Annotated in this window: 30 protein-coding genes and 1 tRNA gene; 8 read left to right on the top strand and 23 right to left on the bottom strand. The window is 32.5% G+C overall.

Annotated elements, in window-relative coordinates; all coding sequences use genetic code 11:
* The first annotated feature begins 70 nt into the window (after window positions 1-70).
* Genes SM9_RS04060 through SM9_RS04035 form a run of 6 tightly spaced genes read left to right on the top strand, consistent with a single transcriptional unit; the run spans window position 71 to window position 4,054 of the window.
* Entirely contained in the window at window positions 71-319 is a 249-nt protein-coding gene (locus tag SM9_RS04060) for a hypothetical protein (RefSeq protein WP_058738923.1), read from the top strand.
* Window positions 312-1,538 (top strand): HD domain-containing protein, encoded by a 1,227-nt coding sequence (locus tag SM9_RS04055; RefSeq protein ID WP_058738922.1) that lies wholly within the window; start codon window positions 312-314, stop codon window positions 1,536-1,538. Before SM9_RS04060 ends, SM9_RS04055 begins: the two co-directional genes overlap by 8 nt.
* Window positions 1,539-1,546: 8 nt before the next feature.
* Window positions 1,547-2,095, top strand: a complete 549-nt coding sequence (locus tag SM9_RS04050; RefSeq protein ID WP_058738921.1) for a UbiX family flavin prenyltransferase — start codon at window positions 1,547-1,549, stop codon at window positions 2,093-2,095.
* A complete protein-coding gene (gene cbiT, locus SM9_RS04045) occupies window positions 2,096-2,659 on the top strand; it encodes a precorrin-6Y C5,15-methyltransferase (decarboxylating) subunit CbiT (RefSeq protein WP_058738920.1) in 564 nt (187 codons plus the stop codon).
* Between the two features lie 17 nt (window positions 2,660-2,676).
* Window positions 2,677-3,438: a hypothetical protein gene (locus tag SM9_RS04040; RefSeq protein ID WP_058738919.1), complete on the top strand. Its 762-nt coding sequence runs from the start codon at window positions 2,677-2,679 to the stop codon at window positions 3,436-3,438.
* Window positions 3,439-3,442: 4 nt separating this feature from the next.
* Window positions 3,443-4,054 (top strand): molybdenum cofactor guanylyltransferase, encoded by a 612-nt coding sequence (locus SM9_RS04035; protein WP_058738918.1) that lies wholly within the window; start codon window positions 3,443-3,445, stop codon window positions 4,052-4,054.
* Here SM9_RS04035 and rrp42 read toward each other — a convergent pair.
* The 8 genes from rrp42 to SM9_RS03995 all read right to left on the bottom strand — a co-directional run bounded on the left by rrp42 (window position 4,037) and on the right by SM9_RS03995 (window position 10,087).
* Window positions 4,037-4,822 (bottom strand): exosome complex protein Rrp42, encoded by a 786-nt coding sequence (rrp42, locus tag SM9_RS04030; protein WP_058738917.1) that lies wholly within the window; start codon window positions 4,820-4,822, stop codon window positions 4,037-4,039. The genes SM9_RS04035 and rrp42 overlap by 18 nt on opposite strands.
* Before the next feature lie 9 nt (window positions 4,823-4,831).
* A complete protein-coding gene (rrp41, locus tag SM9_RS04025) occupies window positions 4,832-5,524 on the bottom strand; it encodes an exosome complex exonuclease Rrp41 (protein ID WP_058738916.1) in 693 nt (230 codons plus the stop codon).
* A 23-nt stretch (window positions 5,525-5,547) separates the two neighbouring features.
* On the bottom strand, window positions 5,548-6,609 hold the full coding sequence (rrp4, locus tag SM9_RS04020) for an exosome complex RNA-binding protein Rrp4 (RefSeq protein WP_083495827.1): 1,062 nt from the start codon (window positions 6,607-6,609) through the stop codon (window positions 5,548-5,550).
* A gap of 30 nt (window positions 6,610-6,639) precedes the next feature.
* Window positions 6,640-7,341, bottom strand: a complete 702-nt coding sequence (locus tag SM9_RS04015; RefSeq protein ID WP_058738915.1) for a ribosome assembly factor SBDS — start codon at window positions 7,339-7,341, stop codon at window positions 6,640-6,642.
* A 36-nt stretch (window positions 7,342-7,377) separates the two neighbouring features.
* Window positions 7,378-8,151 (bottom strand): archaeal proteasome endopeptidase complex subunit alpha, encoded by a 774-nt coding sequence (gene psmA, locus SM9_RS04010; RefSeq protein ID WP_058738914.1) that lies wholly within the window; start codon window positions 8,149-8,151, stop codon window positions 7,378-7,380.
* Window positions 8,152-8,366: 215 nt separating this feature from the next.
* Complete coding sequence (locus SM9_RS04005; protein WP_058738913.1) at window positions 8,367-8,723, bottom strand: Rpp14/Pop5 family protein; 357 nt, start codon at window positions 8,721-8,723, stop codon at window positions 8,367-8,369.
* Window positions 8,723-9,421 carry a ribonuclease P protein component 3 gene (rnp3, locus tag SM9_RS04000; RefSeq protein ID WP_058738912.1) on the bottom strand — a complete coding sequence of 233 codons (699 nt, stop codon included), beginning with the start codon at window positions 9,419-9,421 and terminating at the stop codon, window positions 8,723-8,725. The genes SM9_RS04005 and rnp3 overlap by 1 nt, the downstream gene beginning before the upstream one ends.
* 78 nt (window positions 9,422-9,499) lie before the next feature.
* On the bottom strand, window positions 9,500-10,087 hold the full coding sequence (locus SM9_RS03995; protein WP_058738911.1) for a zinc ribbon domain-containing protein: 588 nt from the start codon (window positions 10,085-10,087) through the stop codon (window positions 9,500-9,502).
* A 407-nt stretch (window positions 10,088-10,494) separates the two neighbouring features.
* On the opposite strand from SM9_RS03995, the gene SM9_RS03990 reads away from it, so the two are divergent.
* Complete coding sequence (locus SM9_RS03990; protein WP_058738910.1) at window positions 10,495-10,776, top strand: winged helix-turn-helix domain-containing protein; 282 nt, start codon at window positions 10,495-10,497, stop codon at window positions 10,774-10,776.
* A gap of 8 nt (window positions 10,777-10,784) precedes the next feature.
* On the opposite strand, the gene SM9_RS03985 is transcribed toward SM9_RS03990, so the two are convergent.
* The 15 genes from SM9_RS03985 to aroA form a co-directional block, all read right to left on the bottom strand.
* Window positions 10,785-11,762: an ImmA/IrrE family metallo-endopeptidase gene (locus SM9_RS03985; protein WP_058738909.1), complete on the bottom strand. Its 978-nt coding sequence runs from the start codon at window positions 11,760-11,762 to the stop codon at window positions 10,785-10,787.
* Entirely contained in the window at window positions 11,763-12,668 is a 906-nt protein-coding gene (locus SM9_RS03980; RefSeq protein ID WP_083495826.1) for a zinc ribbon domain-containing protein, read from the bottom strand. It abuts the gene before it with no gap.
* 11 nt (window positions 12,669-12,679) lie between these two features.
* Complete coding sequence (locus SM9_RS03975; RefSeq protein ID WP_058738907.1) at window positions 12,680-14,953, bottom strand: DHH family phosphoesterase; 2,274 nt, start codon at window positions 14,951-14,953, stop codon at window positions 12,680-12,682.
* Between the two features lie 10 nt (window positions 14,954-14,963).
* Complete coding sequence (locus tag SM9_RS03970; RefSeq protein ID WP_157064658.1) at window positions 14,964-15,395, bottom strand: hypothetical protein; 432 nt, start codon at window positions 15,393-15,395, stop codon at window positions 14,964-14,966.
* Between the two features lie 148 nt (window positions 15,396-15,543).
* Window positions 15,544-15,909 carry a desulfoferrodoxin family protein gene (locus SM9_RS03965; RefSeq protein ID WP_232299172.1) on the bottom strand — a complete coding sequence of 122 codons (366 nt, stop codon included), beginning with the start codon at window positions 15,907-15,909 and terminating at the stop codon, window positions 15,544-15,546.
* A gap of 49 nt (window positions 15,910-15,958) precedes the next feature.
* A complete protein-coding gene (nifU, locus tag SM9_RS03960) occupies window positions 15,959-16,333 on the bottom strand; it encodes a Fe-S cluster assembly scaffold protein NifU (protein WP_058738905.1) in 375 nt (124 codons plus the stop codon).
* An 11-nt stretch (window positions 16,334-16,344) separates the two neighbouring features.
* The gene (gene nifS / locus SM9_RS03955) at window positions 16,345-17,529 is read right to left on the bottom strand and encodes a cysteine desulfurase NifS (RefSeq protein WP_058738904.1); all 1,185 of its coding nucleotides are present in this window, start codon (window positions 17,527-17,529) and stop codon (window positions 16,345-16,347) included.
* Between the two features lie 26 nt (window positions 17,530-17,555).
* Complete coding sequence (locus tag SM9_RS03950) at window positions 17,556-18,851, bottom strand: O-acetylhomoserine aminocarboxypropyltransferase/cysteine synthase family protein (protein WP_058738903.1); 1,296 nt, start codon at window positions 18,849-18,851, stop codon at window positions 17,556-17,558.
* 260 nt (window positions 18,852-19,111) lie between these two features.
* On the bottom strand, window positions 19,112-20,452 hold the full coding sequence (gene cysS / locus SM9_RS03945) for a cysteine--tRNA ligase (protein ID WP_058738902.1): 1,341 nt from the start codon (window positions 20,450-20,452) through the stop codon (window positions 19,112-19,114).
* 35 nt (window positions 20,453-20,487) lie between these two features.
* Window positions 20,488-20,559, bottom strand: a tRNA-Cys gene (locus SM9_RS03940).
* Window positions 20,560-20,633: 74 nt separating this feature from the next.
* Entirely contained in the window at window positions 20,634-21,008 is a 375-nt protein-coding gene (locus SM9_RS03935; RefSeq protein ID WP_058738901.1) for a transcriptional regulator, read from the bottom strand.
* Between the two features lie 2 nt (window positions 21,009-21,010).
* Window positions 21,011-21,724 (bottom strand): serine O-acetyltransferase, encoded by a 714-nt coding sequence (gene cysE / locus SM9_RS03930; RefSeq protein ID WP_058738900.1) that lies wholly within the window; start codon window positions 21,722-21,724, stop codon window positions 21,011-21,013.
* Window positions 21,725-21,783: 59 nt separating this feature from the next.
* Window positions 21,784-22,731: a cysteine synthase A gene (gene cysK, locus SM9_RS03925; RefSeq protein WP_058738899.1), complete on the bottom strand. Its 948-nt coding sequence runs from the start codon at window positions 22,729-22,731 to the stop codon at window positions 21,784-21,786.
* A 122-nt stretch (window positions 22,732-22,853) separates the two neighbouring features.
* On the bottom strand, window positions 22,854-23,477 hold the full coding sequence (nth, locus tag SM9_RS03920) for an endonuclease III (protein WP_058738898.1): 624 nt from the start codon (window positions 23,475-23,477) through the stop codon (window positions 22,854-22,856).
* Window positions 23,478-24,794: a 3-phosphoshikimate 1-carboxyvinyltransferase gene (aroA, locus tag SM9_RS03915; protein WP_058738897.1), complete on the bottom strand. Its 1,317-nt coding sequence runs from the start codon at window positions 24,792-24,794 to the stop codon at window positions 23,478-23,480.
* A gap of 98 nt (window positions 24,795-24,892) precedes the next feature.
* On the opposite strand from aroA, the gene SM9_RS12475 reads away from it, so the two are divergent.
* Entirely contained in the window at window positions 24,893-25,456 is a 564-nt protein-coding gene (locus SM9_RS12475; protein ID WP_058738896.1) for a sugar O-acetyltransferase, read from the top strand.
* Window positions 25,457-25,687: the final 231 nt, after the last annotated feature.

Raw genomic sequence — 25,687 nt, 5'->3', positions numbered from 1 at the left:
AATAAAAAAATGTGTTATTATGAAACAATCTACCAAAGGGTATTTACTAATATTTTTGATAGTGTCAGTAATGGCATTTGTATTAAGTAGTGTATTTGCTAGCGTAGTTACTATAGATAATACAAACTCCACAAAACTCACTGCAATACAAGATGATTCATTTGAACCACATAACATTCAAAACGTTCAGGTCATCGTTCCAAAAGTCGAAAACAACACAAATAATAACACATCAAGCATTGAAAACTTTACGAATAATGTAATAGATGTTGCAAATAATACATGGAATAACATATGGGGTGGTGATTCACGTGACTAAAAAATATAAGTTCATAAGAGACAGTGTCTATGGAGATATAAATTTAAATGAATTTGAAGTTAAAGTAATGGATATGCCCCAATTCCAACGCATAAGAAGAATCAAGCAACTGGGATTAATAAATTTAATTTACCCCGGAGCAAACCACAGCAGATTTGAACATTGTGTTGGAACAATGTACTTAGCATCAAAACTGGCCACCAAATTAAACTTAAGCAAAGATGAAATAGAATTGGCCAGAATATCTGGTCTTCTGCATGATATTGGACACGGCCCATTTTCACATGTTTCAGAAGGAGTACTATCATTCCCACATGAAGAATTGACAAAATTTGTGATTGAACAAACATCAATGCATGATTTGCTTGATGAAAAGTTTGACACAAAAGAGATTGGCGACATAATCCAAGGTAAGGGAAAGCTAGGACCAATTATTTCTGGAGAATTAGATGTGGACAGAATGGATTATCTTTTAAGAGACTCACACAATACTGGAGTAGCTTATGGAGTAATTGATTATGAAAGAATAATATCCAATTTAACACTGGAAGACGGTTTAGTGCTTGACATCAAAGGTGTTCAGGCAGCAGAAGGAGCTTTAGTTTCACGATATTTTATGTATCCTAGCGTTTACCAGCACCATACAACAAGAATCGTCAATACGATGTTTAGAAGAGCATTGAAAAGAGAAATCAATTCAGGGAAAATAAACGAAAATGACATGTACAAATATGACGATTCAGATATAATATCCCTTTTCAGACAAAGTGACGATGAAATAGTAAGAGATATGATAAACAGACTGGATAACAGAATAATACCAAAAAGAGTGAAAACCATACGTCTGGACAATTTTAAAAATCCTGAAAAGTTATATAAAATTGATCAAAAAAACCTTAGAAAAGCTGAAGAAGAAATAGCTGAAGATTACAACATGGATAAAAATTATGTTTTCATAAATATCGCAGAATATCCTCGTTTCAGTGAAATGAAAACTCAAGTTAATGTAGATAATAAATTGTACCCTTTAACTGAAATATCAAATATAATAGGAGCATTAAGCAAAGCAAGATTCAACATTCCTGATATTAGTGTTTATGTTCCTATAGAAGAAAAGGAAAGATTTGGAAAATTAAAATTAGAACATTATCTGGACTTACCTGAAGTAGATAGAGAAAAATTCCATGGAATTCATTATGACCAAATTAAACTGTTTTAAGTGATAAAATGATTGTCGTTGCAATAACCGGAGCAAGTGGAGTAATTTATGGAATAAGACTGCTTGAAGCATTAAAAGAATTAAATATAGAAAATAGTTTAATTATAAGCGATGCCGCTAAAACCGTAATCAAATCAGAAAGCGATTGGAAAATAGATGACATAATAGAATTAGCAGACAATTATTATGAATTTGATGATTTAACGGCATCAGTTAATAGCGGTTCATTTAAATTTGAAAGCTTGGCTATTGTACCCTGTTCAATGAAAACATTATCATCAATAGCCAATGGATATGGAGACAATACAATTACAAGAGTTGCGGATGTGAGCCTAAAGGAAAGAAGGACTACTGTAATTGTTCCAAGAGAAACTCCATTAAGAACCGCACATATACAGAATATGCTTACCTTATCACAAGAAGGGGCTGTAATTTTACCTGCAATGCCTGGATTTTATTCAAATCACTACAGCATTGATGACCAAATCGATTTTGTAGTCGGTAAAATTTTAGATTCCTTGAAAATAGAAAATAATTTATTTAAAAGGTGGGAATAAATGTTAGAAGATATGGATTTTATTAAATCATGTGATGTTCCAGGCCCAACAAAAGAAGCCATTAGAGCAATTATACTTTATAAATCCGATGTTAAAGACTCGGAAAATGTTGTTGATGTAGGGTGTGGAACAGGAGGTATTACCTGTGAATTTGCACAGAGAGCCAAACATGTGACCTCTATTGATATAAATCCTGAAGCTATTGAAATGACTCAAAAAAATCTCGATAAATTTGACCTTGGAGATAATGTCACATTAATCTGTAATGATGGGGCTGAAGCACTCAAGGATATTGAAGATATTGATATTGCTATTGTTGGGGGCAGTGGCAAACAATTGGAAAACATTCTTGAGCTGATTGATTCCAAATTAAATTCCAAAGGCAGAATTATTGTTACTGCAATATTGGTTGATACAAAAGTTGAAGCCATAAATAAATTAAAGGAACTCAACTATAATCCAAATATTATGGAAGTTAATATATCTAAAGGAAGAGTTCTTGATCGAGGTATTATGATGATGAGTGAAAATCCAATAGCAATAATATCAGCTAAAAAAAGATAAAATTTGGAGATTATAAAATGGAAAGCCATAATAAATGGAAAATTAAATTTTCAATAATAATGGTTATAGCAATAATAGTTATTTATGGGTCAAATATACTTATTTTAAAAGACCCTGAACATGTTATTTCATATATTTGGACACATTTAGGATTCATTCCTGTAGATATTCTTATTGTTGCATTTTTACTTGATGAAATTATAAGCAAAAAAGAAAAAGAAGCAATGATGGAAAAATTAGATATGATCATGTCTACATTTTTCTCTGAAATCGGAAATGATTTAATTGGACAATTAAGCTCTGTAAATCAACACAAAGCAGATACCCAATATTTGGAATCAATTAAAACCTGGAGCGATAAGGATTACGAAAACAAACTAAAAGAAATTAAAAATATCGACATTCCATTCAAGGCGAATGTTGCTCCTGAAGACAGGGAAGAATACCTAACAAACATGAGAAACTTATTAATAGAAAAAAGAGAATTTATCGTTGGTTTGATTAACAACCCTAATTTATTAGAAAAAGAAGAATTTTCAGGATTATTGACTGCTATTCTTCATTTGGATGAAGAACTGGAACACAGGCCAGACTTAAGTAAAGTCACCGATGTGGACTTCAATCATTTGAATGGAGACATGCAAAGAATATACAACAAACTAGTTCACGAATGGATTTATTATTTAAGATACTTAAACAAACATTATCCATACATGATTGCATTGATAATACGTACCAATCCATTTGATGAAAATGCGGACGTTTATGTAAAGGAATAAAAAAATGAAATCTTCTATTATTTTATGTGGAGGGCAAAGTAGGAGAATGGGTAAGGACAAAGGGTCTTTAATTATTAAAGATAAGCCCATGATTAAATACATACTTTCCACATTGAATAATGAAATAGATGAAGTTATAATTGTTTTAAATGATAACAAAAGGATTGATAAATATATGGAATTTATTAATCCTGAAGACTATAGCTACAAATTAAAGTTTGTAGAGGACAAGATTAAAAATAAAGGTCCCATTTCCGGAATATTAACCGGTCTTGAAAATATTTCCAGTGAATATGCAATTGTATTTCCATGTGACAATCCATTTGTTACTAAAAATACAATTCAAACTCTTTTTAATGAAATTACCTGCAACATTCAGGCTGTTGTGCCATACCATGACCCTGAAAACAAACTAAAAACATCAGAACCATTGCACTCAATATACAATAAAAACATTATTCCATTAATAGATAACCTAATTTTAAATGACTCATTACATATAAAAGGAATAATAGAAAAAATAGATACGAAATTTGTTTTGATTGACAATAAAAAAATATTAAAAAAAGAATTTAGAAATCTTAATCATCCAGAGGACTTAAAGATATTCGACTAATTCTTTTGTTTTTGAAACTGCTATATTTACAGCAGCAAATATTTCATCTTTAGTTAATGGTTGTGCTCCACCTTTTTGCATAGCACAGATTCTACCTTCTTTAGTAACACCAACATTTAAACGAGCACTAGCAACACGTTCTTCAGATAATGAAGGATCTAAAACCATTTTTTCACCAATTTTAACAAATGTACACATTGCTACTTCATTGTTAATTGGTAAATCAAATGTATTTTCCTTATCAAGAACAACTTCATCATCGACAATTGATGCAGTAGGTAATTTTGTACTTTTAAGTGCAGCCATAACAGCAAGCTCTGCAGCATCAAAGAGATTTCCACAGTTATCAATTACATGCAAATCAATGAACAACATCCAAACATGTTTACCCTCTTCAACACAGAGTTTATCCAATTCAACCAATTCACTTTCACGAATTCCCCTATCAACAACACGTGCAAGTTCAATGGAATCTTCACTAGGTGGTCCTGGTTCAAAAGTTGGATCAGCCATTGGCAGCATTTCACAATTAGTCATTAATACTCCTAAATCAGGAGTGTCTGGAAATGGACTTCCAAGTTGAGGTTTAATACCTACGAGAACTTGAGTTCCACCGATTTTTACTCTTGCAGAACCTTCAGCTTTAGAAATAACATCAGTTTCAATAGAAATATCCCTATATTCATCAAGTGCCCTACCATCTTCCCTTTTATCGTTGATGATGAGGTTTGTAATACTTTCTCTTGTAATTTCCGGTACTATATCCATATTAACCACCTATTCTGTAGAGTATTTTTTCATTAATGCCTCTTTTTGAAGCTCGCTTACTTTCATACATCCTTCCATAGCCAAATCAATAGCTTTTTGGAATTCCTCTTCAGTCAAATCACCATCACTTTGAAGCAAAGTAATTTCGCCAGTTCTTGGCATAATAGCTATAGGAACATCAGCCTGACCTTCTTTGTCTTCCACTTCAGACAAGTCAAGTACAACTTCATCATTAACTTTTCCTGCAGCACATCCCACAACAATATCTTTCATAGGAATTCCTGCATCAACTAAAGCAACAGAAGCTGCGGTGATTCCAGCACAACGGGTTCCACCTTCTGCTTCGATTACTTCAATATAAATATCAACCATTGAACGTGGATAATTTTCCAACATTAAAGCAGGTCTTAATGCATCAGCAGTAATTTTTGAAATTTCGGAAGACCTTCTGTCAGGACCTGGCCTTTTTCTGTCATCAACTGAAAATGGAGCCATATTATATCTGCATCTTATTACACCTGTATTTGGCTCAAGTAACCTTCTAATATATGATTCTCTAGGTCCATAAACAGCAACTAAAATTTTATTTCCACCCACTTCAAGATAAGCAGAACCATCAGCACGTTCAAGAACGCCTGCTTCAATTTTAATAGGACGTAATTCATTATACTTCCTACCATCCTCTCTAATCATCTCAGACATCTTATCAACCTCATAAATAGAAATTATCGATTATTCAATATAAATGAATTATTATTTGAGTTATCACTGTAGGATAAATTTTTATCTTTATTCTGTTTTTTCTTTTTTAATTCCTTAATTACTTCATAAAAATTAGGTTTATCCCCAGTATCTTTTTTTTCACTGCCTTCTTCAACTTCAGTTTCTTCATCAACATCTTCTTTTGTATCTTTTTCGATGTCATCTTCAACTTCAGTTTCTTCATCAACATCTTCTTTTGTATCTTCTTTGATGTCATCTTCAACTTCAGTTGCAATTTCTTTTTGAGATTCAGCTTCAGCTTTTTCTCTTTCTTCTTGCTCTAATTCTTCTTTGAAGTTTTGAAGTTTAGGTTTTTCCAAAACAAATTCTTCTTCGGTTTCTTCAACAGGCAATTCACCATCAATAGCCAAGTATAATTTATTTTTAATTTTATTGGTTAAACCGGAAGTATGTGCCTCAGCCTCGATAGTATGGATAATTTCGCGGGTGAGTTGTTCCATGTCCTCTTCTCCTTTAACCCAAACGAGACCATTTTGACCAACAACAATCTTACAGTTAGTTTTATTTTTTATCATGTTGATCATGGAACCTTTTTTACCAATTAATCTAGGAACCTTTGTTGGAGAAATGTCTACAATAATTCCTCCTTTGAATTTGCCTAAACCACGGCCTTTTAAACCAAGTTTAGCTTTCTTAATTTCATCAACATCGATTACTCTTAAGAAGAGTACATCACCAACATCATATACTTTATTAAGTTCTTTTTTATCCCTACCAAACACTTCAAAAGCAGGTAAAATTCCTGAATATGGAGAATTAATGTCTACATCCCACATTGAGAATCTGACATCATTAATTTTACCAATAACAACATCTCCTTTTTTAGGAACATATTTACTTTTGAGAGGGATAACACGAATTTTCTTATTTCTCAAAGAAACTAATCCAATCAAAGATGAACAAATTTTACCATCTTCCTTGAAAGTTCCTCTTCCTGGGTAATAGTCGTCGTCAGCTAATATTTGACCAGGAATTACTAAATTTTTATCTTCCACATATATCATAAAAATCCCACTCTATGAAAATGAATATAATTATTTAATAGTTTTTGTCTCGGCTTCACCACTTGAAATCTCAGCCATTTTAGCAGCAAAGGAATCTTGAAGGCCACCCGGCATTTCCACAATACCAATCCAAGAACCATCTTGTTGCCATTCTTCATTTATAATATCACCAAATCCATGAATAACAGAATATGCACTACCTGCAGCCGAACCAGGTAAACGAACAGCAACTTTAACTCTTTCAAACCTGATTGGAATAAGTGGTTTGATTGCTTTTAGAGCTGTTTGAACTTGTTGGTCTACAGAAGTGAAAGGATCAAACTTAACTTTTGCCTCATCACATGCATTTTCAATCCTTTGAACAGGATGAGGAAGTCCATTTTGAGGATTAATAGCTTCTTTAGCTATTTTATTAATAACAAGTTTCCTTTTATCAGACTGCATCTGTCTTTTTTGATCGGCAGTTAATTGAACTGTTCCTTTTTCAAGGATAATTCTAGAAACTTCAATAGGATCAGTAGTTTCAAATATTTTATTCATTGCTTCTTCAGAAGCCTTATCTCCTTTTTTGGAGTCTTTGAAAATTTCTTCAACAGCTAAAAGATCTTCAATGGCAACGTCCTGTCCATCAGGATTTCTAAATTCCGCTGCCAAATCCGGGTCAACTAAAATTTCGAAATGTTCACCACTATATTCATATTTAGCTATTATCGCATCATCTACATTTACCATTGAAACATCCCTCAACCATAATCAATTAAAAAAAATTTATTCTTCACTTTCTTCAGAATCTTCGATTTCTTCGTCTTCACTTTCTTCTTCAGAAAGAACGTTTTCAATATAAGAAGTTACATCATCTTTTGAAAGTTTAACATATTTGCCATCTTCTTTTTTAATAACAGCTATTTCAACATTATCTGAAGTAGTATCATGTTCAGTAGCTTCATTAATTGCAGTTAATGCTAATGCAATAGCATCATCAATTGATAAATCTTCTTTATATTGTTCTTCGAAAATATCCATTGCAGCGGATCTTCCAGAACCGATTGCAGTTGCTTTATATTCTATTAAAGCTCCACTAGGATCAGTTTCGAATAATTTACATGCACCATTATATACTCCACCAATAATCAAAGCGGAACCGAATGGTCTTACCCCACCATTTTGGGTGTACAATTGTAACATGTCACATAACTTTTTAGCCAAACTATCTACTCTAATAGGTTCACTGTATGTGATTTTATTTATTTGAGCTTCTACTCTTGCCCTTTCAACTAATGCTCTTGCATCAGCAACAAGACCTGAAGTAGCTGCACCGATATGGTCATCTATTTTAAATAATTTTTCAATAGATGATGATTCTACTAAAGTAGAAGTAGTTCTTTTGTCTACTGCTAAAACAATACCATCAGGACATTTAACACCTATAGATGTGGTACCTCTTTTAACAGCTTCTCTTGCATATTCAACTTGGAAAAGTCTTCCATCTGGACTAAAAACAGTAATAGCCCTATCATATCCAGCATTTTGTAAAGGTTGCATATTTAATACCTCACATTTAATAAATATTTATAAATATAATTTAAGTTCAACTACTAAAAAATACAAAATTAAAACCAAATCTCCATGAAACGGTACTTTTAATTTTAATCACTACACATAATTAAAATATTTTTTTCTTTTTTCCATAAATCCAATTGTTATTTATATATTTAATATATTTATAAAGTTTTCTATTTTAAAATAACAAAAAGTAATTAAATAAATTTGGAACACCCTTTTATTGTACCCGAAATACCTACGCATGAAATCGCTATGGATTTTCTATTATAATTATTAACCAATGCCAAACTGGATCTGACTTCATCTTCAAAATCCCTTTGACATCTTAAAATTGCTTTATACTCATTATAAAAAGAAATTTCATCTTTTAAAATTAAATTAATAGTCCATAAATTAAAATTAGATGTGTTGTTCTCTCCCTGGAAGCGAACACATGCATCCCATACTATAGATGTAAAATCATTTTTAGATAACTCTTCCTCAGATTTGATATCCAATACAAGATAATGATTATGTTTTCTTTGAGATTTGGGAAGAACTTTAAGCTTCATTATTCAACCACCTTCACGCCAGACAGAATCATGTTTTTTCTATCTTTATTAAATTCCAAAATGTTTTCTGCGGTTTTAAAGGAGTTTTCAACTTCCAAATCAGTTAATCCTGTCTGCATAAAAACGGCTTTAAAATCCATGACTGTACGGATATCAAAAATGGATTGTGCACCTGAAGACAAAATTAAAGGAAATTCATACTTTCTATGCAGTTTATATATATCCCTAAAGTTTGCTAGGATTTTAGATCGGGGAGCCAAATAAGATTTCAAAATATCATTAAATACCAATTCAATTGCAACATTATTATCCTTTGCTTCACGAGCCAATATATGATTCAAACCGGAATCATATCTTTTAAAATAAGGTTTTGATAAAACATCAACCTGAATATTTTCAAGACAGTTTCGATTAACTTTCAAATTTCCACCCAAAACAGAAATACATGAAGACTTATTTCTATATTTACGTACGATTTTTCTGATTTCAGAAGGATTATTTGATTTAATGCTTAATGTATAATCAATATCTATAAAATCGTTTAATTTATCTTTTAAATCCTTTTTAAAAGATAATGCATCACCAAATTCATCAGGAGAGTATGAAAAACTTAAATGATGCCAACCATAATTAGAAGCCTGCATAGCCAATTCCAAATTTGTCTCATAACTGCTTCCATTAACATTTAAATCAAACATAGTAAACTTTTAATATTTTATCCATTATTAATTTTACTAAAAAAAGAAAAGTGATTGGATAATCACTTAAATAAAAAACTATTGATACCTGTAGAACTCTACTTTCCAACTTACGGTTTCGTAGTAATCAATGGTAAATGTCTCTGCAGAAGAGGAGTTAAAAGATACTGAATCTGATCTTGTCTCTACAGCACTTGTTGAACCCCAATCAACACCCGCTTTACCACTAGGTCCAGTTACATACAAATGATTAGTTGCATAGTTTTTAATTGGATATGCAGATATCTTAATCATTATCTGTCCTGCTGGAACACTAATCGATTGACTACCACTTCCAGAACCAGAATAACTTCCGATTAATTTCCATTCTTTTGGTTGGCTGGAAGACTGAGACGAATCTGTCTGCTGAGTAGTTCCATTGTTAGCAGCACCGCCGGAACTTTGTGAATTTGATTGGGCTGGAGCAGAATTATTGGAATTATTATTCAATGCAAAGTAACCGAATGTTACAGCTAAAATAACAATCACAATAACCAATGCTGCAATAATTATTTTAGAATTATTATTTTCCTTTGGAGGCTCAGGAGTTAACCTTAATGCCTTACCACATTTACTACAAAATTTAGCGGTATCCTTATTTTCAAAACCACATTCATTACATTTCATAATATCATAGTCAAATAAATTCTATAATATTAATTTAATATGTTATATAAATTATATATTTCTATTAGAATTTTTAAGAATTATATGATTATCACTTAAGTAATTTTAAACACATTATGATAACAATATTGTTTTATTCATATGATTAACATATATATTTATTGTGTTTAAAAAATAATTGAATAAAATAATAATAAAATTAGAAAAAAATAAATAATATGTAATTAATAAACATTATACTATATTTTGTTTATTGTATTAGCATTTTAAACACAAAAAAATAATAGATTAATAATACAAATAAAAAGTACAAAAAGATACATTAATGAATAAAAAAATACATTAATTTTAAGAAAATATGTAAAAATTGTAAAATCTTTTATATTAGAACATATAAATTAAATATTATGAGTAAAGATAACGACGAGCTTTTGAAATTGACATCATATGTGCAAATCTCAAAATATAGGGAAAAAACATTGAAATCCATTGGAGATGAAGTAAAGATACCAACTAATATTGCAAAGGACAGTGGTATCAGAACAAATCATATTTCAAAAGTACTTAGCGAACTAAAGAACAAAGAAATAGTTGAATGCATAAATGAAGAAGCTCGTAAAGGAAGATTATACCGTTTAACAGACACGGGAAAAGAGGTATTGGAGACTATAAAAGATAAAGAAGAATAATTTTATAGTTATTTAAATTCAAACCTATTTTTTATAGGTTCTAATTCTTTTCTTGCTTCTTCATTATTATATAAATCATAAAAATGATATGCCATCAAACCAATGAAAACCTCTATTTTTTTATCATCATCCAACAGCACTTTAGGAGAATCGAAATCAATACTATTTTTAGAATCAACCATATCCATTTTAAACTGTAATTTAATAGATTGCCTTAGATTTTCATCAATATATTTTTCCAAATGCCTAATAATATCATAAGCCATCGTAAAGCCCAGTTCCATTTCCTGCCAAACGTCATTTGTAGTCATCCCGCTACTGAAAACACAATGCTTAAAAGAGTTGAAACTTTGGTACTTTAATGGAATAAATCTGTTTTCAACAGTATGAGCATAAAACTCATTGATAATTCTCATTTCATCCAATGTCAAAAAGTACTCAACAAAACTTTTTACAACAGAAGAAGATTTTACATCGAAGATATTGCATAGGATATTAACGCTAAAATCAAACAATAGAAAATGAGCCAGTTCATGAATAATGGTTGAAATCTGCAAACTTTCATCCAAACGGTCATCATAAAAGATAATAGGACTTCCATATTCTCCGTTTACAACACCACTTGATTTGGGAACAACAATAGTAAAAACATTAGCTATTTGCAATACCTTATCCTTAGGAGTTTTTCCATCAATATTCATATAATCCAGTTTTTTAAACATATTATTCAATATTGAATTATAATCGGCAATAGTAAATTTTGAATCAACCAATAATTTTACATTAAAAATATTGAACAAATCTTCAAAATCTTCAATAGCTACAGGATCAATAGGACGATTACAATTAATACAAACAGTACTTGTGTCCGGATTTTTTACACCACAATATTGACAAATGTTTTCTTCAACTATCATGCATCCGCAGTGAGTACAATATGTATTCTTTTTAAAATTCAAAGTTCCGCAAATTTGACATTCCTTCATTTATACACCATTCCATACATCTTTAACAGATTTGATAGTTTTAGAAATAGTTTTCTTTCGGGAAATAATTTTTTTGATATTTTTTCCACAATTCGGACAGAATTCCGAATTGAAATTCATTATTTTACCGCAGCTGCATACAAGTTTGGATTTTATTAATCTTTCAGGATTCAAAGGTTTTTCACAAGATAAGCAAAATCTGGTATTCAACGGATTTCTAGTACCACAGACACAAATGATTTCAGAAATCTCTTCATCCAAATTTTTACCACATTCAACACAATATTGTGATGTCGCATCGTTTAAAATAGAACATACACACAGAATCTTTATGTCATCTATATTCCTGTAACCATTTAAAGGAAGACCACAATTTTCACAAAATTGACTGTCTTCAGAATTTTCCTCCCCGCATGTGCAAAAGATAGGATTTTCATATTCCAACTCAAAATTGGCGTATGTATCATCACCCTTTGGTTCTTCATGAAGTCTGCGACCACACATGTCACAGAATTCACTATCGTTTGAATTGACTGCACCGCATTCACAGATTATATCATTACTTGCCTCAAAATCATGAATATCAAATCTAGGTTTTACATATTTCTTAATGATTCTTGATAATCCTTTATCAACACGTTTAACACCACAATGAGGGCAGAATTCATTATCAATTTTATTAAAATAACCGCATGAACATACATCATATTTAAAATCAGTGTTTATATTAATGTATGGTGAAAAGTCAATTTTTAAATCAAAAAATCCAATATTATGAATCGGTGGAGTAAAAAAATAATTGCCTTCATTATCTTGAGAAATAGTCTTGGCACCACAGCCAATGCAAAACTCCTCATTAGGCATTAACCTTTTTCCACAGTTAGGGCAATAATTCCAAAACTCCATAAAAATCAAAATTATAATTTAGATAAAGATTTTACCTCATTTACTATTTCGGACAAAATTTCTTCACCTAAACCTTCAATATACTTTACAGAACCTGCACATTCATGGCCTCCACCATCAACACCAGCGGAAGGAACTTTAATGGCCAAATTGGAAACAATATCATTAACATTGAATCCGAATTTTTCATTGACCGCATCAGTTGCCCTGAACACTCCAAAATCAGGACCATGACCTAATGTTACAATAGGTTTATCTTCACCAAGTTTCTTTATCATTCTGTCATGAACAAAACCACAGGTCTTTCCAGGAGCAGGAAATGTGAACTTATGGGCAAATTTTTCAACATCAATCATATTAAAGTAAATGCCATTTTCAAACTGTGATGTTTCGATGTTTGGAAGTACAGCCTTAAGCTGGGTATCAATTCTTTTTTCATATTCTTTGTATAATGCATCAATCATTTTATAATGCTTATCAAAATTATCAACAGCAAGAATAGTATCCATAATACCTCTACCGTTCATAAATCTTAGGAAATATGATTCAAAATCAATACATTCAGCCACTTTCGCCAAATGCTCTTTTGTAAAGTTTTTCTCATAAGCAAGCTCCAAATACTGATATACTTCACCGCATTCAGCACGATCCCCCAATGCCGCAATAGCAGGCAAATGCTGAATCAGTTGCTTGACTTTTGGATTTATGATATGTGCAACCTCAGTTGCCAATGCTCCCGCAGTCAACTGTGAATCTCCACCAACAAGATATGGATTTACATGAGAATCCACATATTCATCAACTGCAACGGTAGCACCTACAATTTCACCGTCTATTTCATCAACTGTTAATAAATCACCTGGAGAATGATGATCTATAACAACAACTTCAATATCATAGATTTTTGCCTGCATCAATGCTACAATGTCCTCTTCTGTAGAACCGTTATCAAGCAAAACGATAAGCGGCAACTTTTGACCATGCCTTTCTTGGTCTTCCAATGCAAATGACAAATCTTTTACAACATCTTCAAGCTCATAAAATGGAGCCTTGGATGGTGAACGCTTGAAATAATAATACTGTGCATCATTGCTAGGATTTATCTCTTCAATTAAAGGAACAACAGCCTTTTCCATAGCCACTCCTGCACATATACCATCAGCATCATTATGATGTCTAAGTAAAATAGTCCTTCCATCAAGAATCGCTCTTCTAATCTTTTGAGCAGCTTCTCGCATTTTAGGTTTAAGTTTGTTTAAAATATCACTTTTAACCAAGAATTCAACATCTTCAGGTTTAGCTTTTTCATTTAATGCATCATCAATCAATTTTAAGATGTCATCCTTTTTAGTTCCTTCAAGTTTAGTCATTGAAGATGCTTCAATCTGTGTTTTACCGCCATGCTGATTAACATCACCTAAAATTTCTACAGCATCACCCTCATTAACTTCAGGATATGCCCTAACTCCAGCTTCATCAAAGGCAGCCACTTCAGCAACACCACTTTCATCAGTTATGGTAAATATTGTAGGGCCTGAAGTCTGCTGAACCTGCAAAACTTCACCATCAATGCGAACCATCCTGCCCATCTTACTGTCCAGTTCATCAATGACAGTACGTGGAATAGATTTGGTTAACTTGATAATCCTATGGTTTCTAACATAAGCAGGAGCAAAGTCAATTTTCCCTTCTCTTGACTTGATTGAAGTGATAAATACAATAACTTCATCACCAACATTATAACCGGAGACTTCACCTCTCATCAATCCCCAAACATTGTTATTTAATGTAACGAATGCACCATACTTTTCTATTCTTGTGATTTTACCTTTATATAATTTATCACGATCCATATCCCTCATTTGAACCAATGAATCTAAAATATAAACATCCTTAACTTCTTTTTCACGAGCAATACGTTTTTCTTCAGCTTCTTTTCTTTTCATTTTATCTTCCTTACGTTTAGCCCCACATTCTGCACAAATATCATATTTCTCATCTAAAGGCTTGCCGCAGTCACGGCAAACATTAATCTGGCCTGTTCCGTTACAGTAAGCACAATCTTCATAAACTTCAACCTGACCTTTTCCGTTACAGGCTTCGCATGGAATATCTTGGTCTGATCCTAAATCAAATTTTGCTCTAGCATTGTTATTTACTCCTTTAAAATGACTTCCAACATCAAATGCATCATCTTCATAACCTGTTCCTCCACAACTAGAGCATTCCTTATAATCTACAACAATAGATCCAAGACCATTACATTTTGGACAATTCTTTTTCAATTTAAAAACCTCATTTAAATAAATTAGGATTCTGTTTAACTAAATCATTTCTCACATTCTGAAATTCCAATGCATCCTTCATTATTTCATTGGCATGACTTGAATACTCATTACCTGTACTGTTTTGATAGTTTTTATAATAATCAATGGATTCCATCAAATAATCAGTAGCATTCATTTTAAGTTCAAGTTCACTAATTACACTGTTGATATATTTTTTATGAACATCATTAGTATCCGATGTGAGATTATCTTTTATACTTAATAATAAAATCAAACTTTGATTAAAATTATTATTGGCCGAAATGGCTTTATTTTTTGATTCATCATAATTTTTATTATTTAATAAATCGACAGCTGCATTGTAATCTGAATCGCCTGATACAATGCTATCACTAATGTCAGGCATATTTTTGTTCATACTGCTTTCAGTATTATGCAAATAGATTAGAGCACCTGAAAAAACGATTAAAAAAACAATAAAAATTATCACTTTATTATAATTTGACACATTATAATATATATGAAAAAGATATTATTAAGATTTGTTATAAAAAAATAGAAAAAAATTAAGAAAAAAATCTTAAAATTTATTCACTGGACCAAAGTCCGTGTAAGTTACAGAATGCAAATGCTACGACATCATCTGTAGAGTTAACAGTGAAAGTTGCTTCTGCAACATCTCCTGGTTTGAAGCATTTTGCGTATTGTTCAGCACCTGCTTCAACAACTAAAAATTGAATGTAGTGATCGTCATCCATTGGGTGAGCTGCTTCACCTACTTTTACGGTTACTTTGTCACCATCGATTTCTACTACAGGTTTGTGTTTAGGTGATTTATCACCTTCGGTTTGTACTGGAATATCAATCATGTGAGTATCACATGCATCACCATCGTCTTCCACTAAAACTTGGATAATACTTCCACAATCATCGCATTTTAATATTTTTGCCATAATAAACATCTCCATAATTTATTATAATTATGTTTATTTGCATAAGTATTTAACTTTGATGGGTTTCATAATAATTTTCAATTGCTGCCTGAAGACCATCAGCTGCTAAATTTGAGCAGTGCATTTTAATAGGTGGAAGTCCGTCAAGCTCTTCAGCAACATCATTACGGGAAATTGCCAATGCTTCATCCAAAGTTTTTCCAACTGCGATTTCAGTAATCATACTGCTTGTTGCAATTGCTGCACCGCAACCGAATGTTTGGAATGAAATGTCAGCAATCTTGTCATCTTCAACCTTAATATAAATAGTCATCAAATCCCCACAGGTAGGGTTTCCGACTTGTCCAACACCATCTGCATCTTCCATCGGTCTACAATTTCTTGGATTTGCAAAATGATCCATTACTTTATCACTATAATCCATTATAATCACTCCTATTTCCTACCTACAATTTTATTATAATCTAAATCATTATTCCATAAAGGAGACATTTGTCTTAATCTTTCTACAGATTTTGCAATTACATCAACAAAATCATCAACATCAAAATCACCAGTATCTGGAGATAATGATATTCTTAAAGAACCATGCACATCAACAGGATCAAGTCCTAATGCAGTTAGAACTGGAGAAGCTTCCAATGTTTTAGATGAACAGGCAGAACCTGTTGAAGTTTGATAACCGTTAGCATCCAATAAAAGAATTAAAGATTCACCTTCAATAGCTTTAAAACGGAAATTAATGACATTAGGTAATCTTTGATTCCTATCACCGTTCAAGTATGCTTCAGGAATTTTATCTAAAACTTTTTCAATTATTTCATCCCTAATTTTGGATTGTTTTTGAGCATGCTCCTCCAAATTACTGCAGGCAAGTTCGGCTGCTTTTCCAAATCCAACAATACCAGGAACATTTTCAGTTCCTGACCGGATTCCTCTTTCCTGACCTCCACCATGAATAAGAGGAACCAACCTAATACCTTTTTTAATATATATCGCACCTACACCTTTTGGACCATTAATTTTATGGGAAGATACGGATAATAAGTCAATATTTTGCTTTTCAACATCAATTTCAACTTTACCGAAGGTTTGAACTGCATCAGTATGGAAAACTATTCCATTGTCATGAGCAATTTGACCAATCTCTTCTATAGGCTGAAGTGTACCTATCTCATTGTTACCATGCATAATTGTTATTAAAATTGTTTCTGGAGTAATAGCCTCTTTTAAATCTTCAATTTTAATAATACCATTTTCATACACTGGCAAATAGGTAACTTTGAAATCTAGAGATTCAAGGAAGTATAAAGTTTCTTTAACAGCAGGGTGTTCAATCTCGGAAGTGATAATGTGCCTACCTTTCTTTTGCAATTTGAAGGCAATACCTTTAATGGCTAAATTATCAGATTCAGATCCACCACTGGTGAAAATAATTTCATCACTTTTTGCATTTATAGAATCTGCGATTCTTTGCCTTGCTAGTTCTAAAGCTTTTTTAGATTCACGACCTATTGAATACAAAGTTGATGGATTACCAAATTCCTCATTAAAATAAGGTAACATTTCTTCCAATACTTCATCATTTACTCTTGTTGTTGCTGAATTATCTAAATACATCCTTATCTCCCCTAATTTTTAATTATTTATATTTTATCTAATGCTTGTTTTAAATCATCAATTAAATCATTTACATCCTCAAGACCAATGGATAACCTGATGAAATCCGGTGTTACACCAGTTGCCTTTTGCTCTTCAACAGTTAACTGTTGGTGAGTAGTACTTGCAGGGTGTATTGCCAAACTTTTTGCATCACCAATATTAGCAAGAATTGAGAATAATTCCAAGTTTTCAATAACTTTTCTTCCTGCTTCTTCACCGCCTTCTACTCCAAATCCTAAAATACCTGCAAAGTTATCTTTTAAGTATTTTTTATTTGTTTCATAAGTTGGGTGAGATTCCAAACCAGGATAGTTAACCCATTTTACTTTTGGATGGGATTCTAAAAATTTAGCTACTTTAAGTGCATTTTCAGAATGTCTTTTTACACGTACATCCAAACTTTCAAGACCTTGAAGGAAAATAAAACTGTGCACAGGTGCCTGAGTTGCTCCCAAGTCACGCAATAATCTTGCTCTTGCTCTTACAGTAAATGCAAGATTACCAAGTTCAGGTACATCTCCGAATGAATCCCAGAACACTAATCCATGATAACTTGGATCAGGTTCAGAGAAATTTGGGAATTTACCATTTCCCCAGTTGAATTTACCTGAATCTACAATGTATCCTCCCACAGCAGTTCCATGTCCTCCAACATATTTTGTTGCAGATGCTGCGATAACATCAGCACCATGTTCCAAAGGCCTTACTAAACCTACACCAATAGTATTATCTACTATTAATGGAATGTCATGTGAATGTGCAATTTCAGCTAAAGCTTCGAAGTCCGGTACATCCAATTTTGGATTACCAATAGATTCGCAGTAGATTGCCTTTGTTTTTTCATCAATTGCATCTTCAAATGCTTGTAAATCCTGAGAATTGACAAATTTAACTTCTCTTGCCAAATCCTTGAATGTGTAATCAAACAATTGGTAAGTTCCACCATATAAGTTATCTGCTGAAACGATATTATCTCCAGGCTGTGTGATATTTAAGATTGCGTATGAGATAGCAGCAAGACCACTTGATGTTGAAAGACCAGAATTTCCACCTTCTATAGCAGCAATTCTTGCTTCAAATACATCACTGGTTGGATTTGTAAGTCTTGAATAAATTTGACCAAATTCTTGAAGGGCGAAACGTCTTGCAGCTTCATCGGAATCTTTAAATACATATGAAGTTGTCTGGTATATTGGGACAGCCTGTGCCCCAGTTACGGGATCAGGTTCTTGACCTGCTCTTACGCCTAAAGTGGCTAAACCATAATTTTTGTTAGTCATTTAATCATCACCTTATAAATTTTTTTATAAAATATGTCACGTGTTATAATGACAATATAACAATAGTTATTTTTTATATATAAATGTTTTGATTTACCTAAATAACATAAAAAAATAAACACTGTTATATTATAACATATGTTATTTTACTATATAAACATTGTTATATTTTTCTCGAAAATGAAAAAATTATTTTTTAGAATTGATAAAACTAAAAAGAAAAATAGAAAAAATAGAAGAATTAGAGATATAAATCTCCTTTAATCACTTATTTCATAACCTAAGTTAATTAACTCATCACGTATTTTATCAGACAATTCATATTGCTTTGCAGCCCTTAACTCAGATCTGACATCTGTAATCAAATCAAACAAGTCATCTGAACCTGCGGAAGTCTCTTCCAAAGTAAAGTCAATACCTAAAATTTGAGAAACATCATCTAAAAATGATTTAATAGCTGCTTTATCATCATCTGACAAATCAATGTTTTTACAATCATTAATTAAAACAAATAAAGATGCAATGGCCTTTGGAGTGTTAAAATCATCATCCATACTTCCAAAGAACTCTTCTTTAGCTACTTTTAAAGCTTCAAAATCAGATTCAACATCACTAACTTCAACATCAAGTGCTGTATAGAATTTTTTAATTTTTTCCAAACTTTTTTCTGACTGGTGAAGAGAATCTTTTGAAAAATCAATAGGACTTCTGTAATGAGTTGACAATACAAAGAACCTGAATGTGTCTGCATCCCAATCTTTTAACAATTCACGTATAGTAATAAAATTATGGAGGGATTTGGACATCTTTTCTCCGTTAACATTTAAAAATCCTGTGTGTAACCAGTATCTTACCATAGGAGATTTTCCACTGACAGCTTCCATTTGAGTAATTTCAGCTTCGTGATGAGGAAATATCAAGTCAAGCCCTCCACCATGAACATCATACTGTTCACCGAAGTAATATTCAGTTATTGCAGTGTCTTCAATGTGCCATCCAGGTCTGCCGTCACCCCAAGGAGATGGGAAAGTTGGTTCATCTACATTTTCCCTTTTCTTCCATAAAGCGAAATCCTGTTCACTTTTTTTAGTGGTTTCAGCCAATTCACGGTGAGACTCCATTTCGTCTACTTTACGGTTTGACAATTTTCCAAACTCTTCAAATTTTTCAATTTCAAAGTAGACACCGTCATCACTTTCATAAGCAAAACCTTTATCGATTAATCTTTGAATTTGGTCAATTATTTCATCAAGATGATCAGTTGCTCTTGCAAATAAATTAACACCTGTTACATTTAATTTAGCCATGTCTTCAATGTATCTTTTTTCAAACTTCCTAGCTATATCATGTGCTGGAATTCCAGATTCTTTTGACCTGTTAATAATCTTATCATCAATATCGGTAATATTTTGAATATAAAATACCGCATATCCAGAGTATTCCAAATATCGTTTAATTGTATCAAAAGAAATGTAAGTTCTTCCATGACCAATATGGGCATCATCATAAACAGTAGGACCGCAAACAAAAAAGTTTACACGATTCTTGTTCATGGTTTCAAAATTCTCTTTACTACGAGTTAATGTAGAATAAATATCCATAAAAAATTCCTCAAAAAAAATAATTATATAAGTAGAGGCAAGTGAGGGATTTGAACCCCCGTTTCATGGTCTGCAGCCACGCACCTAAGCCGCTCGGTTAACTTGCCAAGTAAAATTAAAAGTCTAATAAAATATTAGACTTTAATAGTATATAAACATTACTAAAAATTCCAATATTTTCCTATTTTGCTTCTGAGCCCATACAAGATTGACAATCTTCACCTAAATCATCAGTATCAATACCAAGTTGTTCAAGAACAGTGGAAGTTTCTACATTTTTACATATTTTACATGTCCTTGGAATCAAATCCGCTTTGGTAGCTTCGCCATTTGACAGTTGGGCAGCAAAGTCCTTAACCATCTGCCTAACATCATCTTCAAGTTTAATACCGCTACCACGTTTATCTGTGATATATTGTGATACTGCAGGTTGAGTAATGTCCATAAGTTCAGAGACATCTTTCTGTTTCATTCCTAAATTCAATAATTCCTTTGCTAATTCTGATCTAATAGCAGGTATAACATACCATACAACAATTTCACAAGGTGGTTTCATATTTAATCACCATCTTTTTTTAATAAATCACCACAATCAACCTTTTCATTGATTTGGCCATCAGTTAAACAAATTCCATTCTTATCAAGCAATATTTTAATAAGTTCCTCATTATCATGAATCTGCTTTTCCAAAGTTCTGATTGCATCGGCAACAGGGTCAGGTAATTTGTTATGCTCCAAGTCAACGACATGACTTTTATTTTTACTTTTAACGATTCTTCCCGGGACACCAACACATGTTGATTCAGGAGGAACATCTTTTAAAACCACAGCACCAGTACCGATTTTGGAATATTCGCCAATAGTAATATTTCCCATTACTTTAGCTCCAGCTCCAATAATAACACCTTTTTCAATGGTTGGATGTCTTTTAGTCTTTTGGGTTGTAGTTCCTCCAAGCACAACACCCTGGTAAATCAGCACATCATCACCAACAATTGTTGTTTCACCAACAACAATACCCATCCCATGGTCGATGAAAACTCTTTTACCAAACTGTGCACCAGGATGTATTTCAATACCTGTAAGAAAACGAGATATGGTTGAGATAAAACGGGCCAATAATTTGAATGAATGATTCCACAGATAATGGCTAAGCCTATGGAACAATAATGCATAAAATCCAGGATAGCACAAAAATATTTCAATTGTTGAACGTGCTGCCGGATCGTTTTGCTTAATAGCCTTAATTTCACTTCTCAACCTATCGAACATTATATATCTCCAAAGTATTTACTAATTAATTATATAACATATAGTATAAATAATTAATCTTATTCAAATAACCATTCAACGGAGAGATAACGTTCACCATTATCCGGTAAAATTGCAATAATCCTTTTGTCTTTATTTTCTTCTCTTTTAGCCAATTCCAAAGCAGCGAAAGTTGCAGCACCAGATGAAATACCTGCAAATATACCTTCATTTTTAGCAAGGTTAACCAATGTTTTGCCAGCATCATCATTTGCAACTGGGAAAATCTCGTCAATGACTTCTGCATCATAAATTGAAGGAACAAAACCTGCACCAATACCCTGGATTTTATGAGGTCCCTTTTCGCCTTTTCCTAAAGTTTGTGAGTCTTCAGGTTCAACTGCAACAATTTTAACATCAGGAACTTCCTCTTTCAAGACTTTACCTATACCAGTAACAGTTCCACCGGTTCCGACACCTGCAACAACGATATCCACATTTCCTTCAGTGTCTCTTAATATTTCCTGAGCAGTGGTTTTTGCATGGATTTCAACATTTGCCGGATTATCAAATTGACCTAAGATAATTGCATTAGGATTTTCTTCAGCTATTTCATTTGCTTTTGCAATAGCTCCACCCATTCCTTCTGAACCAGGAGTTAAAACTATTTCAGCACCAAAAATAGCTAGCAATTTTCTTCTTTCAATAGACATTGTTTCAGGCATGGTTAAAATCAGTTTATAACCTTTTGCAGCTGCTGCAAAACCAAGACCAATACCTGTGTTTCCACTTGTTGGCTCAACAATAACAGAACCTTCCTTAATCAAACCTTTTTGCTCTGCATCTTCAATCATTGCAACTGCAACACGATCTTTTACACTTCCAGTTGGATTGAAAGATTCCATTTTCACATCTACTTCTGCTTCCAAGTCTTTAGTTAGATTGTTTAATCTTACGATTGGAGTGTTTCCAATTGCATCAACAACACTATCCAAGACTCCTCTTTTTAATTCTGGGACGTTTACCATATAAATTACTCCTAAATTTTAATATGTTTTGAGGTATATTAAAGGGGTTAGTATAACAATAGTTATTTTATTTATAACCATTGTTATATAACATTGTTTTTATATATAAACATTTCTAAAAATTAGCTTCCATCATAGTCACATAAATAACTCACAGGACAGGTCTCACACTGAGGTGAGGTAGGTTTACAGATGTTTTGACCAAATTGAACCATCAAATCATTTAGCTTAATCCATAATTCCTTAGGAGCGATTTTGGATAATTCCCTTTCAGTGTCATCAGGATTTTTTGTATTAACCAATCCCATCCTATTGGAAATTCTGTGAACATGAGTGTCCACTGGAATTGCCGGAAGTTCAAAAGCAAAAACCAAAACACAGTTTGCAGTTTTTCTGCCAACTCCCGGAAGTTTGACAAGTTCATCTAAAGTATCTGGAACTTCACCACCATATTCGTCAATTAAAATCTGTGAAACTTCCTGAATACGTCCTGCCTTCACACGATAAAAACCTGCCGGCCTAATTAGTTCCTGAATATCCTCAGTTGGAGCTTCAACAACTTCATAAATATCTTTATATTTAGCAAAAAGATTATTAGTAGCCTGGTCAGTATTTTCATCACGGGTTCTTTGAGATAAAATAGTTCTAACCAAAACCTTATACGGGTCTTGGTCTAAAAATACTCTAATTTCAAAAACCTCATTTAACTCTTCAACAATCTTAATAATCCGATCAGTTTTACTCATTTACACCAACTCTAACTCCAAGCCAATTTCTGCCATTGCTTCAATAAAATTAGGAAAAGATACATCAAAAACTTCCCCGTTATCTATTTCAATATCATGCTTTAGACCGATTAAACTAAATGCCATAGCCAGCCTATGATCACCGCATGAATCAACAACTCCCCCTGTGACTCCGCCGGTGATGCTCATGCCATCTTCAAACTCTTCCAATTTACAATTGAGCTTTTCAAGCTGTCTGCATGTAGTGTCAATACGATCAGTTTCCTTTACTCTAGCGTGGTTAACTCCTGTGATGTTGGTAGTTCCATCAGCCATTGCTGCTAGAACCGCTACAGTAATCAATAAATCAGGAGCATTAGATAGATTAATATCAATTCCCTTAAGATTTCCATCAGACGAAATTTCAACAAAATCATCATGAACTGTAATGTCTGCCCCCATTTTTTCCAATATTTCTAATATCAATTTATCTCCCTGTTTGGAGTTTTTAAATAAGTTTAAAACCTTTGCATGACCACCATTAATAGCAATAGCTGCAAGCAAATATGAAGCAGATGAATAATCGCCTTCAACAGTATAATCACATGGGATGTATGATTGTTTTTTTACCTTAAACTCATCAATGCGACAATTTTTATGTTCTTTTGTACAGTCATCATGCTTGATATAAAAACCCTTAAGAACTTTTACACCGAATTTTTTCATTATATCCAAAGTCATATCAACATAAGGACGTGATTTGAATTCTGGTAAGACAAATAAAGTAACTCCTTCATCAGACAATGGTGAAGAAATCAGAATGGATGAAATATACTGTGAACTGACACTTCCAGAAATATTTGTTTCACCACCAGCATATCCAGGTTTAATCAAAATTGGAGCCTTTCCATTATCTTTAAGAGATTCTGCAGTTACCCCCAGACTTTTAACTGATTCCATAAGAAGACCCATAGGACGTGTTTGCAGGGATTCATCACCGGTTAAAATAACATCATTGTCAGATAATGCTGATACGCTTGTCATCAAACGTAGAGTAGTTCCGGAATTGGCCAAATCAATTGGATTTGTGCTTGAATTATGCAACTTTCCACCAGTACCCACAACATCCAAGCATTCATCAGTTTTAGTAATTTTAGCCCCTAAACTTCTACAAACGTTGATTGAAGCCAATGTATCTTCAGAATAAAGCATATCGTACAATTTAGAGGTACCATTAGCCAGTGAAGCTAAAATTACTGCTCTGTGAGAATAACTTTTAGAGGGAGGTGCCTTAACTACTCCACCAATATTAGAAATATTTTTTACTTTAAGTTTCATTTTATCTAAAAATAATTATGAATTATTTAAATAATAAATTTACCTAAAAAAATCGTTCAAGAAAAATATAATAATTAATTAAAAATATAATAGAATACATGAGAGAAATTGACAAACTGAAAGCAGGGCTCGAATACTGTTTTGATGATGAAGAAGTGATGGATTTAAAATTAAATGCTGTAAAAAACTGTGAAATATATAACAATATTGATGTATGTGATAGACAAGCAAAATATGACTTTTTAAAGGAAATGCTTGGAAGCATTGGTGAAAATACGTGTATAGAACAGGGATTTTACTGCGATAATGGAAAAAACATACATGTAGGAGACAATTTCCTTGCAAATTACCAGGTCACTATATTAGATGTTAATGAGGTTTACATTGGCAATGATGTCATGATTGGACCTAAAACAACCATCACAACAGTAGGTCATCCAATCAATCCAAACAAAAGAAGGCAAAGATTAGGCCAAGCAAGTAAAGTTAGAATTGGTAATGATGTTTGGATTGGTGCTAATGTCTGCATACTGCCTGGTGTTACTATTGGAAATAATGTAATAATAGGTGCTGGAGCGGTCGTTAATCGAGATATACCAGACAATTCAATGGCTGTTGGTGTGCCTGCAAGAGTTATAAAAGAGATTGAAAAAGTCATATAAATACTTTTTGTTATGAGTAAAGACAATTTTTATCACTCAGAACATTATTTACAAGTGAGTTCAACAATCTTTAAATATTTAAATATTGATAAAAGAAATTGACATCTAATTGATGTCAAACATATACCAAAATTCAACATTAGCCCTAATGGATAATTCATTAGGCAAATAGGGTGAGATTAGAAATAATTAAAATAGGCTCATGTGAATCATTAATTAAAAATATTAAGT

The sequence above is a fragment of the Methanobrevibacter millerae genome (genome assembly GCF_001477655.1).
Classification (GTDB): Archaea; Methanobacteriota; Methanobacteria; order Methanobacteriales; family Methanobacteriaceae; genus Methanocatella; species Methanocatella millerae_A.
The sequence above is the reverse complement of the archived record's forward strand: the minus strand, read 5'-3'. Positions and strand labels throughout refer to the sequence as shown.